Origin of the sequence: Corynebacterium tuscaniense DNF00037, from assembly GCF_000759055.1 — a bacterium.
Taxonomy (GTDB): domain Bacteria; phylum Actinomycetota; class Actinomycetes; order Mycobacteriales; family Mycobacteriaceae; genus Corynebacterium; species Corynebacterium tuscaniense.
Window position 1 is genome coordinate 1 of the sequence record NZ_JRNG01000035.1, and the last position, 16,726, is coordinate 16,726.

A 16,726-nucleotide genomic window follows, 5' to 3' on the forward strand; every position below is an offset into this window, starting at 1 on the left:
GAGCGCCGAGTCGCGTTTCAGGACACGCAAATAAGCCACATAACGAGCATGAACAGCCCGGTTCCCGACACAACGAAAAAAGGTCCAAACACTTGGCGCGGAACCAAAAACGACGCCAGACAGGCCAGGCAGACACACCTAACGTCTAACCCTGCCCCTCATCACCTGCAAAGGTCGCCTCCAAGACGGCATAACAAAAGCCGCACCCCTCGAAAGGGATGCGGCTTTTAAGGAGCTGTTCCGGTGGAACCAGAACCTGGTTCTAATTAGAAACTAGTCCAGAATCTTGGTCACGCGGCCAGCGCCGACGGTACGGGAGCCCTCGCGGATAGCGAAGCGCAGACCCTCGTCCATAGCGACCGGCTGGATGAGCTCAACGGTCATGTCGACGTTGTCGCCCGGCATAACCATCTCGGTGCCCTCCGGCAGCTTCACAACACCGGTCACGTCAGTGGTACGGAAGTAGAACTGCGGACGGTAGTTGTCGAAGAACGGGGTGTGGCGACCGCCCTCGTCCTTGGACAGGACGTAGACGGAGCCCTCGAACTTGGTGTGCGGGGTGTAAGCGCCCGGCTTGATGATGACCTGGCCACGCTCAACGTCCTCACGCTTCAGACCACGGAGCAGCAGAGCAGCGTTGTCGCCAGCCTCAGCGGTGTCGAGCAGCTTGTTGAACATCTCGATGGAGGTGACGGTGGTCTTCTGGGACTTCTCGCGGATACCGATGATCTCGACCTCGTCGTTGAGGTTCAGGACACCACGCTCAACACGGCCGGTAACAACGGTACCGCGGCCGGAAATGGTGAAGATGTCCTCGATCGGCATCAGGAAGTCGCGGTCGGTCTCACGGACCGGATCCGGGATGGAGTCATCGCAAGCCTGCATCAGGTCCACGATGGACTGAACCCACTTCTCCTCGCCCTCGATAGCCTTGAGAGCGGAGATGTGGACGATCGGAGCCTCTTCGTCGTAATCCTGCTCAGCGAGCAGCTCGCGGATCTCCATCTCGACGAGCTCGATGATCTCCTCATCATCAACCATGTCGCACTTGTTGAGTGCAACGAGGATGTACGGAACGCCAACCTGGCGGGCGAGCAGAACGTGCTCGCGGGTCTGCGGCATCGGGCCGTCAGTAGCAGCAACAACGAGGATTGCGCCGTCCATCTGAGCAGCACCGGTAATCATGTTCTTGATGTAGTCGGCGTGGCCCGGGGCGTCAACGTGTGCGTAGTGGCGCTTCGGGGTGTTGTACTCCACGTGGGAGATGTTGATGGTAATGCCGCGCTCGCGCTCTTCCGGAGCCTTATCGATAGCCGAGTAGTCGAAGGCCTTGTTCTCCTCCGGGTACTTGTCAGCCAGCACCTTGGTGATAGCGGCGGTGGTGGTGGTCTTGCCGTGGTCGACGTGACCGATAGTGCCGATGTTCACGTGCGGCTTAGTGCGCTCGAACTTTTCCTTTGCCACTGTTTGTCCTCCTGGACGTGCATGTGACTACGACTCTCGCAGCCACGTAAATTTACTTTGCCTTGTTTGCATTTCCTAGCACTCGATCCACTCAGTCCACGCGTTTGGGTGGTGAACCGGTGCGAGGGCATGGAAACAATGGCCATTTCACAATGTGCCAGTTACTTGATCCTAGATTTGTCGTGGCCGTTTTTCAAACCACAACGGGGTCTCCCGGTGGTAACGGCCGGCTCAACCTGGGCAGTTCCTGTGACCTGCACCAGCCTCAGCTCAGCCATTACCACCGGTGTGAGCTTCCCCGCTTAGTGCCTACTGGCGAAGGTTAAGCGGGGACGGCTGGACGTTAGGCCCGGCCGTTGCGCTCGTCGATAATCTCCTGAGCGATGGACGACGGGACCTCGCCATAGGAGTCAAACACCATGGTGAAGTTTGCGCGGCCGGCGGTTGCGGAACGCAGGTCACCGATGTAGCCGAACATTTCGGACAGCGGAACCTTCGCCTTAACAACCTTTGCGCCGGAGCGATCCTCCATGGCGTACACCTGGCCACGACGGGAGCTGATGTCACCGTTGACGGTGCCCATGTACTCCTCCGGAGTGACAACCTCAACAGCCATGAGCGGCTCGAGCAGGACCGGCTTTGCCTTCGCAACAGCTTCCTTCAGAGCCTGGGAACCAGCGAGCTTGAAGGCCATCTCAGAGGAGTCAACCTCGTGGTACGCACCATCTTCCAGGGTGGCCTTGATGTTCACCAGCGGGTAGCCAGCGAGGTAGCCGTACTGCATTGCGTCCTGGATACCAGCGTCTACGGACGGGATGTACTCCTTCGGCACGCGGCCACCGGTGACAGCGTTCTCGAAGGTGTAGATCGCGGACTCGCCTTCCTCGAGCGTTTCCGGGTCCGGGTTGTACGGCTCGATGGAGATGATGACCTTTGCAAACTGGCCGGAACCACCCGTCTGCTTCTTGTGGGTGTAGTCGAGGTGCTCGACTGGCTTGCGGATGGTCTCGCGGTAAGCAACCTGCGGGGAACCGATGTTCGCCTCAACCTTGAACTCGCGCTTCATGCGGTCCACCAGAACATCAAGGTGGAGCTCGCCCATGCCGCCGATAACGGTCTGGCCGGACTCCTCGTCGAGGTGGACGGTGAAGGTCGGGTCCTCTTCAGCAAGTTTCTGAATAGCGGTACCCAGCTTCTCCTGGTCAGCCTTGGTCTTCGGCTCAATAGCCACCTGGATCACCGGGTCCGGGAAGTCCATGGACTCGAGGATGATCGGGTGATCCGGGCTGCAGAGGGTGTCACCCGTGGTGGTTTCCTTCAGACCAATGAACGCGTAGATGTTACCGGCGTCAGCGTGCTCAACCGGGTTCTCCTTGTTCGCGTGCATCTGGAAGAGCTTGCCCACGCGCTCCTTCTTGTTCTTGGTGGAGTTGAGCATCTGCTCGCCCGGGATGGCCTGGCCAGAGTAGACGCGCACGTAGGTGAGCTTGCCGAAGAACGGGTGAACAGCAATCTTGAATGCCAGTGCGGAGAACGGGTCGTCGACGGACGGCTTACGGGTCAGCTGCTCGTTGCCGTCGAGGGAGGTACCGGTGACCTCGCCGATGTCCAGCGGGTTCGGCAGGTAGTCCACAATCGCGTCGAGAAGCGGCTGAACACCCTTGTTGCGGTATGCGGTACCACAGAAGACCGGGTAGATCTCGGAGTTGACGGTCATCTTGCGGATGGCGCCCTTAATCTCGTCGATAGTCAGCTCTTCGCCGCCGAAGTACTTCTCCATGAGCTCTTCGTCGGACTCAGCAACAGCCTCGAGCAGCTTCTCGCGGTACTCCTCAGCCTTCTCCTGAAGGTCAGCCGGGATCTCCTCGATCGTGCCCTCGGTACCAATCTCGGTCTTGCCGCGCCAGGTGATGGCCTGCATGTTGATCAGGTCAACCACGCCGTCGAAGTCATCTTCAGCGCCGATTGGCAGCTGCATCACCAACGGCTTTGCGCCGAGGCGGTCAATGATGGTCTGGACGGTGTAGTAGAAGTCAGCGCCCAGCTTGTCCATCTTGTTAACAAAGCAGACACGCGGGACGTCGTACTTAGCAGCCTGGCGCCACACCTGCTCGGACTGCGGCTCCACACCTTCCTTGCCGTCGAACACTGCAACAGCGCCGTCGAGGACGCGCAGGGAACGCTCAACCTCAACGGTGAAGTCGACGTGGCCCGGGGTGTCGATGATGTTGATCTGATTGTTGTTCCAGAAACAGGTCACAGCAGCGGACGTAATGGTGATGCCGCGCTCTTTCTCCTGCTCCATCCAGTCAGTGGTTGCGCCGCCGTCGTGGGTCTCGCCCACACGACGGTTGATGCCCGTGTAGAACAGGATGCGCTCGGTCGTGGTGGTCTTACCAGCATCGATGTGGGCCATGATGCCGATGTTGCGGACCTTATTCAGATCCTTAAGCACTTCTTGTGCCACGTTGTGTACCCCAACTTAATTGTCGTCGACGCCTGAGAGCCGCATTCCCATCTAAACGGGGCGACTGTGAGACGCCTTTGCGGATATTTTCCTTGGTTAATTCTGCCACGTCCTCGCTGATCTGGCATGACGACGCCACAAAGACGTCGCGCCAGACGCAGCGAAGCGGGAAACTACCAGCGGTAGTGAGCGAAGGCGCGGTTGGCCTCTGCCATCTTGTGCGTGTCCTCGCGGCGCTTCACGGATGCGCCGAGACCGTTGGATGCGTCCAGGATCTCGTTTGCAAGGCGCTCAACCATGGTGTTCTCACGACGCTGGCGAGTAAAGGTAACCATCCAGCGCAGTGCCAGGGTGGTGGAACGGCCCGGGCGGACCTCAACCGGAACCTGGTAGGTTGCGCCACCAACACGGCGGGAACGAACCTCAAGGTCCGGGCGGATGTTGCCCAGTGCCTTCTCCAGGGTGCCAACCGGGTCAGTACCGGTCTTCTCGCGGCAGATCTCCAGCGCGTCATAAACAATGCGCTGTGCGGTGGACTTTTTGCCGTCCTTGAGGATCTTGTTGATCAGCTGGGTGACCAGCTCGGAGCCGTAAACCGGATCCTTGATTACGGGACGCTTCGGTGCTTGCTGCTTACGCATTTTTAATTACTGTCCCTTCTTCGCGCCGTAACGGGAGCGAGCCTGCTTGCGGTCCTTCACGCCCTGGGTATCCAGTGCGCCACGGACGATTTTGTAGCGGACACCCGGAAGGTCCTTCACACGACCACCGCGCACGAGCACCATGGAGTGCTCCTGCAGGTTGTGGCCCTCACCCGGGATGTATGCGGAAACCTCAATGCCAGAGGTCAGGCGCACACGCGCGACCTTACGCAGAGCGGAGTTCGGCTTCTTCGGGGTGGTGGTGTACACGCGGGTGCACACACCGCGACGCTGCGGGGAACCCTTCAGGGCTGCCGTAGCGACCTTCTTGCTCTTATCGTGGCGGCCCTTGCGGACCAGCTGCTGAATAGTTGGCATACCAACACTTTCTTGTCGTCTGATCGCCCACCCCAAACAGAACCATGCCCAGACACGCAAAAATGGGGGCTCTTTTCCGGGGCCCTTCCGCGTGCTTGAACATCGAACCGTTCAGGATGAACGGGGAGTTCATTTCCATCTCCGTCGCACATAAAACATACGACGGCGGAATCGGGTGCAAATTTACCGCGCGATTGCGCCGTAAAGCAAATCGCCACATGCCCAACGAGGTCGACGCTGGCGCTAACATTCCGGTGAAGGTGACCACCGGCGATGCGAAGATTTCCTCTGTCGCTTTCGGTGCCGTTTCTAAGATCAGTGCGGAAGGCAGCACCGTCCGCCTGCATGTGTCCCCGAACGCAGAGCTTGTTGGCACACCTCAAGGTGTCACTCTGGCCAACGGTGTTCTGAGCATCTCAAATGTTCTCTCTACATCAAAGACGGCATCCCGCGATGTCACTGTTACTGCGAAGCCAGCCGAATCCGAAGCCGACGGATTCAGATCCCCAGGGATCATCCAAGGAAGGTTTCCTCGCGTTTATCAACCAGATCTTCGGCATTGACAAGTCAGATGATGCTAAGCACACCGCTATCACGTTCTGGTCCGCGATCATCCGTGGCACAATCCTTGGCTTTGTCCTCTCTGCTCTTTTAAAATCCGGGCAGTAGAACTCGCACAGAAGAACTAAGGCAAAGAGGCCAAAAACTTTTATGGCATCGCCGATCACGGCCGCTGCTTGTACGCCCCATGCGCCTGAGGCGCATGGGACGCTTTGCGCTTTTACGCTTCTCGGCGCACCGCGCGACGAGCAAACGCCATTCCCAGCAACAGCGCCAATCCGCCGAAGATCAACAACCTAATCAACCATGGCTGATCACCTGTTGCCGGCAGTGGCAAGCCCACCGGCATGCGGTAAGCATGCGCCGGATCAGCATCCGTCACATCATTCGGGGACTTCCAGGTACCCGCAACCGTTGCGTCATTGCGGTGCAGTTTGTTCACCTCAGGTGAGGCCATTCCCTCAAGTGTGGTCTCAGCCTTATCACCAGGGGCCAGCACCATCTTGCTGTTGGGAACGTTGTTCTCAACGGTGCCGTCGACACGCTTTACGGTGAACACTGCGTGCGACAAGGCCTCATCGATGTACTGGTCCTGCGCACCCTCAATGTGGTCAGTGACCGTGACATCACGCAATGTCGCCTTGCCGGTGTTCTCCACAACAAACTTCACGTCCATCGTGTCCGCATCTGGCGCCAACCACACAGTGGTGAGCTTGTTATTCGCATCCTGGCCGTTAATGAACTTGGTCAGCTTGATCTTCGGATCACCCTGGTTAGCAAACACGAAGGTGTGCGAGGATTCATTTCTGCTCACCTCGAAGATCGCTGGTGCATCATCCACCACGAAATCCTTCGCCGCAGCAGTCTCACGCACAATCCACGTGCCGTGGCTGAGCTTGTCAAATGTGGCTACACCACCGGACTTACTCGTCTTCTTCGTATGCGCCTTCTCATCCGGATCAGGGCGGTAGCGGACACCGTCGATGACAATGTCGTTTTCCTTTTCAGATCCGTCAGTGACCTTGTTCACCTTCTGTGCGGTGAATTCGGCTTGACCATCAAGCAGTGGCAACCCTGAATTCATATCTGTCTTGGACACCACAATGCGGCCGGTCTCCCGCGCGTTGGGTACATACACCGTGAACATTCCCTTTTCACGGCCTGGTTCAAACTGCATCATCGTCGCCGGAATAAACGTCACCGGCTTCTCAGCGGCGGCGTAGCTCTGAGGGGCCTCGGTTTCTACCAGGACGTAGGACTTATCCGGGTCCAGGTCAACGGTGATTTCAGCCTTACCATCATCACCTGTTTCGATGTGTTGGATGACTGCGCCATCCTTATCACCTTCACGCAGATCAAATGCCGCGCCAGGCAGGTATTTCACAACCTCCCACGCACCATGACGACGAATTGCGGTAGAGCCCGGATGCTTCTTGCTTACCTCCAGGGCAGCACCTTGGTCCGGCAAACCACGCGCAACATAATCAATCTTCGCCACAGTCGGACGAATCCGATAGTTCGTCGCCGAATACGTAAACGTCTTGGCAACCGTACGCTGAACAATAAACTCAGGCGAAACATAATCACCGACGTAGCCAGCAGGATTTTGCTTTTCGACGACACGGTACCGGCCACTTTCCGCAAGTGTGAACGCGGCGACACCGTCGCTACCCGTTGTCACGGTCTCACCGACCTTGATCCATGTGGTTGTCCCATCAGCTTCATCCTTGTGAATGCGCTGAAGCTCGAACTCAGCCCCGGCAAGAGGCTGACTCTTTTGGTCAACCTTGCTCACCGTCACTACTGATTCTTGTGTTGCTGCTCGGTTCGGAACATAGAGCGCGGACTGCACTGGGAATTCCTTGCCATTTTCGTCCAAGAGCTTGCCGTCACTGGAGATTTGGAAGAACATGGTGTCTTTCAGCCAATCAATCTCCTCGTATCTGCTAGGGACATACGTCTCACGCAGTTGGTAAACCGTGTTTGGATGAAGCCCAGTGATGAGGCTTTTCTCCGAGTCGTAGGGCCTCGCGGTGGAGACGACATTGCCCGTGCTTTTTTCCACGATGTCGAATATGGAACCGCTGAGGAAACTTCCATCCGCCGCTTGGAAGGAACCGAAGGCACGCTTGTTGCCATCCTTATCCACCAGGCGGTCATCGTTGACCAATCGTTTATCAAGACGAATTTGGACCTTGTCATTCACGATGACATTGTCAATGGTTTCTCCTGTGTCCGGAACAGTGAAATCCTTGCCCGGTTTCGTCGTCTGATTCGGGTCAATTGCAATTCCGCCGATATTGGGGACCGGCTGGTAAGGCGCAATTGGTTGGGTCTCCTGCAAGAAGTAGCCCTTTCCAGCCACCACGTTGGTGAAAACCACCCGCCCATTGTCATCAGCAGTTGCCTCATACAGGAGGCGACCATACTTCTTATCGTTTTTGGAAAGGGTGAATTTAGTGCCGGGAAGTGGCATGCCGGCAGAGTTCAGTTTCTTGAACTCAAGGCGGCCATACTCTGGTGGCGGCGGCTTCAACTCATTGAAGAACTCTCCCAACTCAATCACCGCCGGGTTCTTGGCATACCCCTCGCTCAAATCCGTTTCAGTGATAATCCGCTCCTGCGGGCTCACCTGGTACCCATCGGGGGCAGCCACCTCAACAACACGGTGCCCCACTCGCACCGCCACGTTGGGGAATACAACACGCCCGTCTACGCCGGACTTCGCGGTGGCAATAGTGGTTCCCGTTGCGTCTTTAAGCGCAAAGGTAGCACCAGCAAGAGCCTTCTTCGTGTCCTTCTCATATTTCACAAACTCAATGGAGATAGGCCGTGCCTTCAAGAGGTTGGAAACACGGTTACCTTCAAGAAGTTCAGGCTGCGAATTATCTTGATAGAAGAAGGAGTTATAAGCCGCCTTGCCCACAAGATCCTGCGGCGGGTTGCCATAAGCATCCAACCGTTCCGCGTTGGCATTGAACGGGAGGATGAACTCGATTGTTTGCCCTCCCATCAATTCAACATTGGGCTGTTGCTCGATGCGGACTGCCTTGGTGGTCACACTGGGAGTGGGCTCCCACGCCAACCCCGCCAAGGCATTCTCAACGTCGTCTTGGCTAGATCCGTCATATACCGGCCACGCATCCCCGTTGTAGTAGGAGATGGTGTACCCCTCCGGCAGAGTTACTTCGCGCGTGGGATCGTAGGTGTTCGCAAAATTGGAGTTACGGCCCTGAGGAATGCCAACGTCACCGACATGCGGGAATACGTCGTAAGCAACAAGGCCGGAACGGGGGCGCTCTGTGCCGTTTGTAAGGCGGAAGCGGTAGTCAATTTTGGCTCCCGGCAACGTGGTTACTGAATTTGTCCACGCACCAACCGTGCCGTCCGCCGCGTGCTCCCTAATCTGTTTGGTGATTTCCATGGCTGATGCCGGAGTGAATGCTGCTTCCCGCTGAGCTTGGGACCATTTATCGTCGCCAAGCCGCTTGTCAGTAACCGCATTATTCAGTCCCGTGTTCGTTGCCTTGACAAAGACATCGTTTCTCAACCTGTCTTGCCCCAGCAAATTGATCCTGCCCTTAATCCACCCTGCCGTCATCCTTTCTTGAGGCCGGGCTTGGTCAGGAGATGCAGAGGTAGCGCGGAAAATTACAGCGGCCTGACCGCTATCGCGGTAGTTATCCACTAATTCGTAGCGTGCCCCTGGCAAACGCGAGAATTCCGCCGTCATCGTGATGTCGTACACATCAAGTCCAGGGGGAAGCAGGTCCACAACCACTATGTCTGTGATGGTTTCCCCAAAACTCTCATTCGGGGTGAAACCAACCGTGTACTCCAAAAAGTCACCAGTGATGAGGTTGTCCACGGGCTTGCCTTCAGCATTGACTGCCTTTTGGGTTTTGAAAGCCGTGATCTTCTGATCATGAGGCTTCACCGTTTTGCGTGCTTTGACATTGACGGTCGGCACATCGTTTGCCTGCAATGACGCACGGTTTTCAAATACTCGCGCGCCTGATTCATCACCAATAGGCGCATCCGGATCTTTAAGCCGCGTCGACACACTGATCCTGCCCTGCAGGCCTTCCGGAACAGGGTCTTTGACCTCAAACCGGATCTTGGCTGCCTTGAGGACCTTGTTGCGCTCGTAGGTGATTGTCCGGTTGCTGGCCGATTCCACAGTATCGGCTTGAAGCTCCGCACCCGTATCGTCGAGGACCCGGACGGTCACGGTGCCAAGGTTCATCGGCACGGTGACCGAGTCGTAATACATCCGCTGGTCTAAGCCATAATCTGTGAAGACCACACCGCTCATTGCAGAAGGCATCTCATAAACAATTGACCAGGGGAAGACTCCTCCACGCTCACGCGCGTTGTCGTAGAAATAATTGTTTCTGGCGTCGCCGTGGTTACCTGTAGGGATCTTGGCCAAAATCTCACCTGGAGGCGGGACACTACGGCCGAAAAAGTTCCTGTGCGTTGCTGTGGTGGCAAGGTGCCGCTCCGTGTCCGGCTTGCCGGTAGGAGTCATGATCGCCGAGGCGTTGAGGGAAAACTTCTCATTCTCAACTGCGCCTGGGTAACCCAGGGTCAGTGACTTGCAAATGTTCGCACGACCGTCACCGTTGTGCCCCGTGTACACGAGCTGCTTACCATCAGCAGACATCTCCCAACCAGGGTTTTTCTCTGGATCAAACTCAGCCAGTCGCCGCGGATTGTCCGGATCATAATTGGCGGACTTCGGGTGAACAAGGTATTCCGGCAGTGGAACAGTGAGCTGGTAGTCGCCGACGTTTCGCTGCAGTCCACTGACACAGATGTTGTAATCCAACGTGTTTTTCACTGGGCGTTGCGGATCATTGTCCGCAACATAGGTCACCGGATTATTCGGGTCATCCTTGTTCACAGCTTGGTCATAATCACTGATTTCACCCGTGGACGTATCCTCTCCCGGCACCGAGATGGTTTCTCGCGGCTGGCTGTAATAGCCCTGGAAAGACTCAACGTTACTTTCGGCAAGGCCCAGATTATTCTCATCAGTGATCGTGGCTTGGAGCGGGTAATCCGTGTTCGCCGCTGTCGGCCCCGGGTAAAACTTCAGACGGAATGGGATGGTCAGTGTCTGGCCTGGTGAGAGCGACTTGATGACAAAGGAGACCATCGAGCCCTCTTTTTTAATCGTGCCTCGGTCAATGCCAAGGTTGTACGCTGTGATGTCGAAGTTCTCAACGTCGTAGACCTCGGGATCGAAGTGCACGAAGACACGGACATTCCTCAAGGTATCAGTCGCGTTTCCGGTTCTGTCGACCTTGATGCTGCCCGTCATGTCCTTACCAATGTAGTAAGGGTCCTTGTTGTTTAGATTGAGTGAAATATTCGTATTGCTGGGCAATTGATCCGCTGGAATCTTCTTGTACACAAGAACAATTTCTTGTTCCGCATCAGGCCCCAGTACTTGAGAAATCGCCGGCGGCCCCTCATACCCGTAAATGCCTGGTGGCTGGTAGTTGAAAAGGGTTCTCGTGCTTGTTTCCCTGACGTCCTCTTTCGGCCCAATCGGGTTACCGCTCTCATCAACGAAACGGACGGTCACCTTCATCGGGTTGATTGTGACCCCGTCGGGCACCTTCAACCCCTCGGGCGTGACACGATCCGGTGTGTACAGGGTGACCGGACGAGGAAGCTTTGAATGTATCAGCGTGTCCAGAAAATTCTGGGTTAAATTCTCTGTGGGAACCTCAAATGACAGGTCGCTCAAACCTGGTACTGCACTTGGCGCCACATCAAAAGTTCCGGTCCCAAACCGCTTCACTTTGCCCCAAGATTTCGGAAGTGATGTGATTTCCGTATTAAGAAAAACTCCCCCGTCAATGAAATCAATCTCTCCCCATGAGTCAGGGATGATCTTCAACGGATTATTGCGGAAAGAGGCGTAGCCAAGCTTATTAATCTTGCCCCATGAAACAGGGAGCCGTTCAATGTTGTTTTCCGAAAAGGCCCAATCGTGAACCTCTGCGACCTCACTCCACGACTCCGGTACCGCCGCGATCCTGTTTTTTGAAAAGGCACTTTGTCCAATTTTCTTGATGCCTTCCCAGGATGCGGGCAATTCGGTCAAATCATTGTTCTGGAACGTTTGAGTTCCAATCTCCGTGAACTGTTCCCACGAATCTGGAATTTTTGTTAGTCGGTTGGACTCGAAAATTCCATCATTCAACTTCCCCAACTGGCCCCAGGACTGCGGGATCTCAGTAATTTGGTTGTACGCGAATGCAGATTTCCCAAGGTCTTTCACGTTTTCCCAGCTGGGCGGCACATGGGCGATTTCATTTCTCTGGAAGGCCGCCTGTCCAATTCGGGTGATATTACCCCACGATGCAGGAATTTCCTTGAGCTTGTTGCTCCGAAATAGGTCATTTTGTATCCAGGTTAACTGGCCCCAGTTATCCGGGATACTTTCAATCTCGTTATATTGAAACGCCCCACTGCCGAGATTCTTCACATTGCCCCATGATTTCGGAAGAGCGTTGATTTTATTTGTTTGATTACGCCAATCACCCGCGAAAGCTTCGCTTCCAATTCCAGTGACATTCCCCCACGATTCAGGCAGAGTTGTGAGCGCATTTTCCTTGAATGCCCCACTCCCGATCGATCTCACATTGCCCCACGACTGCGGAAGCGATTCGATCTTGTTTCCCATGAACACGGCCCCAGGAAGGACGGTAATCTTTCCCCAGGAGTCAGGCAAACGGGTGAGTTGGTTGTTGCGGAACACATCATAGTCCAGTTGCTCAACATCCCCCCATGACGCGGGAAGTTCCGCAATCTCGGAGTTTGAGAAGGCACCCTGGTAGATCAATTTGACCCCGCCCCAATCATCCGGGAGCTTCGAGAGACTTGTATCCGCAAACGCGAAATTATCGATCCGCCTCACATTTTGCCATCCCCCCTCAATCGATGTGATCGGCGTCTTGTAAAAGGCCCGGTTGCCGATGCCTGTTACGGGCGACCCCTCAGTGGTCACCGGAGGAATCCACAACGTTGTATTCCCCGCAGCCAGCTTTGCCTTACCGCTCTCGCTAAAACCTTCTACCACGCCACCTTTGGTGTAAACAAAGTCCTTGACCTGCCAGCCGCCACCGAATTCATACTCGCCCCAGTCTGCTCCGACGAAGACGGGCACAGTTTCTACAGTTTCATTCCCCTCATCATCGACAACGGAAAACACTGCTTCATATAGCCCAGTGGTTTTGGTATCAATTGCGCTTCCGTCTACCTGGATTTTGTTTGTGATGTCCTTCCCGTCATGGCTGCGCGCGGACACTCCTTGCTTGAGGCGCTCCGGGGTCGCTTCTTCCCCGTTGTTCAGTCTGATCCCATCTTTCGGGAAGGTGAACACCGGCTTGTTATCCACCTTCGTGTACGTCGCCTCAATGACGTAGCCATCCTTATCCGGCGTGAACGTGATCGACTCTGTGTCGAGTTTGTATCCGGATACCTGGCGCGGTGTGTGAGTGGTTTCCTTTCCGCGCTGGAATTTCGGGCCCGGCGCAGTCAGATCTTCACCCAACGTTTCATCAGGCAGAATCTGCGCACCTTTGTCATCAACGTAACGGACAATCACCTTCACAGGGTCAACTATCTGCCCGAAGCCCGACTCGTACTCGACCGTTTTAATCGAACCATCAAGCTGAGCACCTTCCGGGGTGGTCAGCTTCACCCACGCATTGTTCTCCTTGAACACACCGCTGCCCAAGGACGTATTCTCCCCCAGCTTCGCCTCACGCAGATCGTTGGTGGAAAAGGTATCATCCCCAATTTTGCCCACCTTGTTCAGGTCAACGGTGCCTTTCAAACGGTTGTTGATAAAGGCACGCTCCGCCAAATCAACAGTTTCACCTGCCGGAGGATTCAGCTTTAACGACGCGATTTCGTTATCACGAAAAGCATCCTTAGCCACCACAGTCGTGCCAGAAAGCTCAAGGTCCTTGATCTTGTTCTGAGCAAAAGCATTCTCACCAATCTCCTTGGCGGGAACCTTCAACTCACCGCTGATCTCATTGCCCTGAAACGCGGCATCACCAATCACATCCAGCTCGAGCCCATCGGCGAACTCAAGTGTCTTCACACCCGCATTCCGGAAGGCACGTGGACCAATGCCAACCACCTTCTTGCCATCAATCTCGGCCGGAATCGTCAACGCACCACCAACGAGCGTCACCCCACCAAGACCAGTGATGGTCACACCACCCGCTGCCTCCTCAACCGCAAACCCGTTACCTGCTGCCGGTGCGCGCAACGGCGCCACAGGAGCAGGGGCCGCAGGCATAACAGGAGCCGGCGCTGCAGGCTCATCCGGTGAAGACGCTGGAGACTCAGCGGAAGCACTCGGGGCGGACGATGCCGGGGAGACGTCGATAAGCGAAGCTCCCGCACCGTCTTCAGCCTGACTGGGCACACTCGCCCCACTCACCAAAATCACACTTGCCGCAGTAACAGCAGCGATACGCTTGGCACGATTAAAGAGTTTCATGAGAGTTGTCCTCGTCCGAAGTACGTCGACGCTGCTTCAACCCGGAATAAATAATCCAGGCAAGCAGCACCATGAGTAGTACAAAAATGGTGGCCACAATGGTCATCCATGTCTGCCACGGCCCGACCGCATTGCCCACATCAAGGTCCCGCTGGGGTTCTGCGTCGAGTGGAATACGGTGCGCCTCAACGATGAGGCGGTGGAAGTTGAGGCCGTAGGGGGTGCAGGTGATGAGGAAGATGCGATCCTCCTCAGTCTCACCGACCTGCGGGATGGCATCGATCGTGTCGGGTGCAACAACCTTGGTGCCCACCACGCGGTACCGCATGATGTCCCCAAGCGTGCTAATGAACACGTCATCGCCCTTTTTAATGTTGATCAGGTTGTCAAACATCGAGGCCGTGGCCAGGCCCGTGTGCGCGGTGATCGTCGTGTTTGTACCGGGTCCACCCACCGGCAATGTTGTTCCGAACAGGTGCCCGGCTCCACGGTTGAGTGCCTCTGGCCCTGAGCCCTTGTACACCGGCAGGCGAATATCCACATCCGGGATGATCACCTCGGAGAAAGCATCTGTCGACGTGAAGTTCGGCTTCCCCACCTCAAGGTAGGCAAGGTATTCAGGTGTCGGCTGGAAGTCCATTTCCTCCGGAATACCTGGCTGGACGGGGTTGCGCCGCAATGATTCGTTGTATTGCTGGAGCTCCCCCAACAGGAGGTCTCGCCGATGCGATTCCATCTGTGTGACCTCAACGGTCATTTGATCCGCCACCCGGGATGATGCCGCATTGTTGTGCAGCGTTGACACCACCGGGTACAAAATAGCCGCAATGCCGACAAGGAGCAGAACAACGGCAGCCTTGGTGGAAAAGCGAACAGATTTCTTGTCTGCTTTCGCTTTTCGACGCCCCGCGTCGACACCTATCACCGTCGTTGTCACTCGTGTGTCCTTGCCTGCTTTTTAAGCGTTGGTGCGACGGTTGTTGCGGTACAGCACACCCAACGCAGCCAGGACCGCTGCCACACCGCCGATCACCAGCCACCAGCGGCCCCACTCACCCGTCGACGGAAGCTTGAAGGTAGAGGTGGTGGTGGGAACGTTCTCAACGCGCTGAACCAAAGTGAACGGCAGGTTTTCCTCACCGATCTTGGTTTCCGGGGTGTTCGTGTTCACCGGGGTCAGGATCGGCTGCGGGAGGAGTTCGTAACCCTCAGGTGCCTTGGTCTCAAGCAGGCAATAATCGAAGGAATCTGCCTGCCCCTTGCCGTCAAACCAGTCCTCGAGCTGGATACCAGTAATGGTGATCTTGCCCTCAGCATCGGTTTCCCACTCAGACTTGCCACCGACAGTCTGCTTTGACTTTTCAATCAACGTGCCTGGCTGGCCAGCAGCGTTCGCATTGGTGCACTTGTGCAGCTCAAACTTCGCGCCAGCAAGGTTGGTCTCCTTATCGCCTTCCTTGGCAAACTTGGTCACATCGATGCGACCGTACTTGGACTCAACCTCCGACTTCGGCGTTTTCACCGTGGGCTGGCCGCTATTACCAGTCTCAACTTCTACACCGTTTTTGACGGTGCCTGGTTTGAGGTCTGCTTTGAGTGTGCCGTCGATAGTGGCAACAACCTGCACGTTGGTCTTCTCGCCAACGTTGTGGCGAAGTTTCAGCAGGCCAGCATCGGTCAGCTTGATAGTAAAGGTATTGCTTTCCGGATTCGTCACCTCGAAGTCCGCCGCCTCGAGGTCAGCGAGCTTAGTGTCTCCCTCATTGATCTGCACCTTCACGGTTGAGGTGTCCGGAGTCCACTTGTCACTGTCATAGGTATCAATCAGCTCGTACCTGTCAAAGTACTTATTGTCTTGGGACACGGTATTCGGAACCGGGGGGACACCGCCTTTGAGCGTGTAGCTGATCGTCTGTCCAGCCTGACGGATGTCCTCGTTCTGATCACCCTGGCGGTCGTCCACTTCCTTCGTGGACTTCACTTCTTGGTTCTTTGGGTAGACGTGAACGTCTTTGTTCCAGGCAGTGCCACCCTCGTTGGTGAAGGGAAGTGCTGTGATGAACGGCGCTGCAGGGGTGTAGGTGCCGGCTGGATCGGGGTTCGATTTAGCCAGGTTCTCCTTGATCACATACACACCGATGGGCAGTTCGTCTGTGGCTACGCCACCATCACCAGTGGTAATGGTCTTCACATAGTTCGCCTCGGAGGCGTACTCATTCGCCTTCGTCGGGTCCAGCTCGCTGTATTTTTGCCAGCCTTCAATGGTGGACAAGTCGATGTCAGCGCCGCCTTCTTTCACCCTGTAAATATCAAAGGCGATGCCTTTCAACGGGGTGCCGGCGACATCCTGCGGGACACCGTACTGGTTCGTCCCGACAAAGCCGCCCTTGAGCTTGTGAATCGTCAGCTTCGCAGTCTCAGTCTTGCTGAGCTGGCTCACCAAACCAGAGTTGACAGCGCCGGCCCCATCCTGCGCTACCGCGAATGGCGTGAAGCTCAGGGAAGACAGTGCGAACAGGCCAGCGGTGGCGATGGCTAAGCCCTTCCGGGTGATTGTGGTCGTGTGAACGCTCATGGGCGACTCCTTAATCAGTGCCATGGAAACAAAATATGTTGCCCTAACGCCTACGCAAGAGGGCAATGGATAACCGCACCCCTCCACGCACCCAGGAAAAACCCAAG

8 protein-coding genes are annotated in these 16,726 nt (G+C 55.9%); 1 reads left to right on the plus strand and 7 read right to left on the minus strand.

Annotated features, from left to right (window positions below; translation table 11 throughout):
- Nucleotides 1-273: 273 nt before the first annotated feature.
- The 4 genes from tuf to rpsL form a co-directional block, all read right to left on the minus strand.
- Nucleotides 274-1,464, minus strand: coding sequence for an elongation factor Tu (gene tuf / locus HMPREF2129_RS07910; RefSeq protein WP_034665189.1), 1,191 nt, complete (start codon nt 1,462-1,464; stop codon nt 274-276).
- Nucleotides 1,465-1,807: 343 nt separating this feature from the next.
- Complete coding sequence (gene fusA, locus HMPREF2129_RS07915) at nt 1,808-3,931, minus strand: elongation factor G (RefSeq protein WP_034665191.1); 2,124 nt, start codon at nt 3,929-3,931, stop codon at nt 1,808-1,810.
- A 173-nt stretch (nt 3,932-4,104) separates the two neighbouring features.
- Nucleotides 4,105-4,572: a 30S ribosomal protein S7 gene (gene rpsG, locus HMPREF2129_RS07920; RefSeq protein ID WP_034665194.1), complete on the minus strand. Its 468-nt coding sequence runs from the start codon at nt 4,570-4,572 to the stop codon at nt 4,105-4,107.
- A gap of 6 nt (nt 4,573-4,578) precedes the next feature.
- Nucleotides 4,579-4,950: a 30S ribosomal protein S12 gene (rpsL, locus tag HMPREF2129_RS07925; RefSeq protein ID WP_034665197.1), complete on the minus strand. Its 372-nt coding sequence runs from the start codon at nt 4,948-4,950 to the stop codon at nt 4,579-4,581.
- A gap of 116 nt (nt 4,951-5,066) precedes the next feature.
- Here rpsL and HMPREF2129_RS11015 point away from each other — a divergent pair, with 116 nt between their 5' ends.
- Nucleotides 5,067-5,513 carry a hypothetical protein gene (locus HMPREF2129_RS11015; protein WP_408605840.1) on the plus strand — a complete coding sequence of 149 codons (447 nt, stop codon included), beginning with the start codon at nt 5,067-5,069 and terminating at the stop codon, nt 5,511-5,513.
- A 218-nt stretch (nt 5,514-5,731) separates the two neighbouring features.
- On the opposite strand, the gene HMPREF2129_RS07935 is transcribed toward HMPREF2129_RS11015, so the two are convergent.
- The 3 genes from HMPREF2129_RS07935 to HMPREF2129_RS07945 are packed head-to-tail and all read right to left on the minus strand — an operon-like array spanning nt 5,732 to nt 16,619.
- Nucleotides 5,732-14,044 (minus strand): SpaA isopeptide-forming pilin-related protein, encoded by an 8,313-nt coding sequence (locus HMPREF2129_RS07935; protein ID WP_034665201.1) that lies wholly within the window; start codon nt 14,042-14,044, stop codon nt 5,732-5,734.
- Nucleotides 14,031-14,981, minus strand: coding sequence for a class C sortase (locus tag HMPREF2129_RS07940; protein ID WP_034665203.1), 951 nt, complete (start codon nt 14,979-14,981; stop codon nt 14,031-14,033). Before HMPREF2129_RS07940 ends, HMPREF2129_RS07935 begins: the two co-directional genes overlap by 14 nt.
- A 21-nt stretch (nt 14,982-15,002) precedes the next feature.
- Nucleotides 15,003-16,619, minus strand: a complete 1,617-nt coding sequence (locus HMPREF2129_RS07945; RefSeq protein ID WP_034665206.1) for a SpaH/EbpB family LPXTG-anchored major pilin — start codon at nt 16,617-16,619, stop codon at nt 15,003-15,005.
- Between the last annotated feature and the right edge of the window lie 107 nt (nt 16,620-16,726).

What these genes read in the sequence shown, in the direction of transcription:
- rpsG (WP_034665194.1), bottom strand. Translation starts at nt 4,572, where the DNA reads ATGCGTAAGCAGCAAGCACCGAAGCGTCCCGTAATCAAGGATCCGGTT.
- rpsL (WP_034665197.1), bottom strand. Translation starts at nt 4,950, where the DNA reads ATGCCAACTATTCAGCAGCTGGTCCGCAAGGGCCGCCACGATAAGAGC.
- HMPREF2129_RS11015 (WP_408605840.1), top strand. Translation starts at nt 5,067, where the DNA reads ATGAACGGGGAGTTCATTTCCATCTCCGTCGCACATAAAACATACGAC.
- HMPREF2129_RS07935 (WP_034665201.1), bottom strand. Translation starts at nt 14,044, where the DNA reads ATGAAACTCTTTAATCGTGCCAAGCGTATCGCTGCTGTTACTGCGGCA.
- HMPREF2129_RS07945 (WP_034665206.1), bottom strand. Translation starts at nt 16,619, where the DNA reads ATGAGCGTTCACACGACCACAATCACCCGGAAGGGCTTAGCCATCGCC.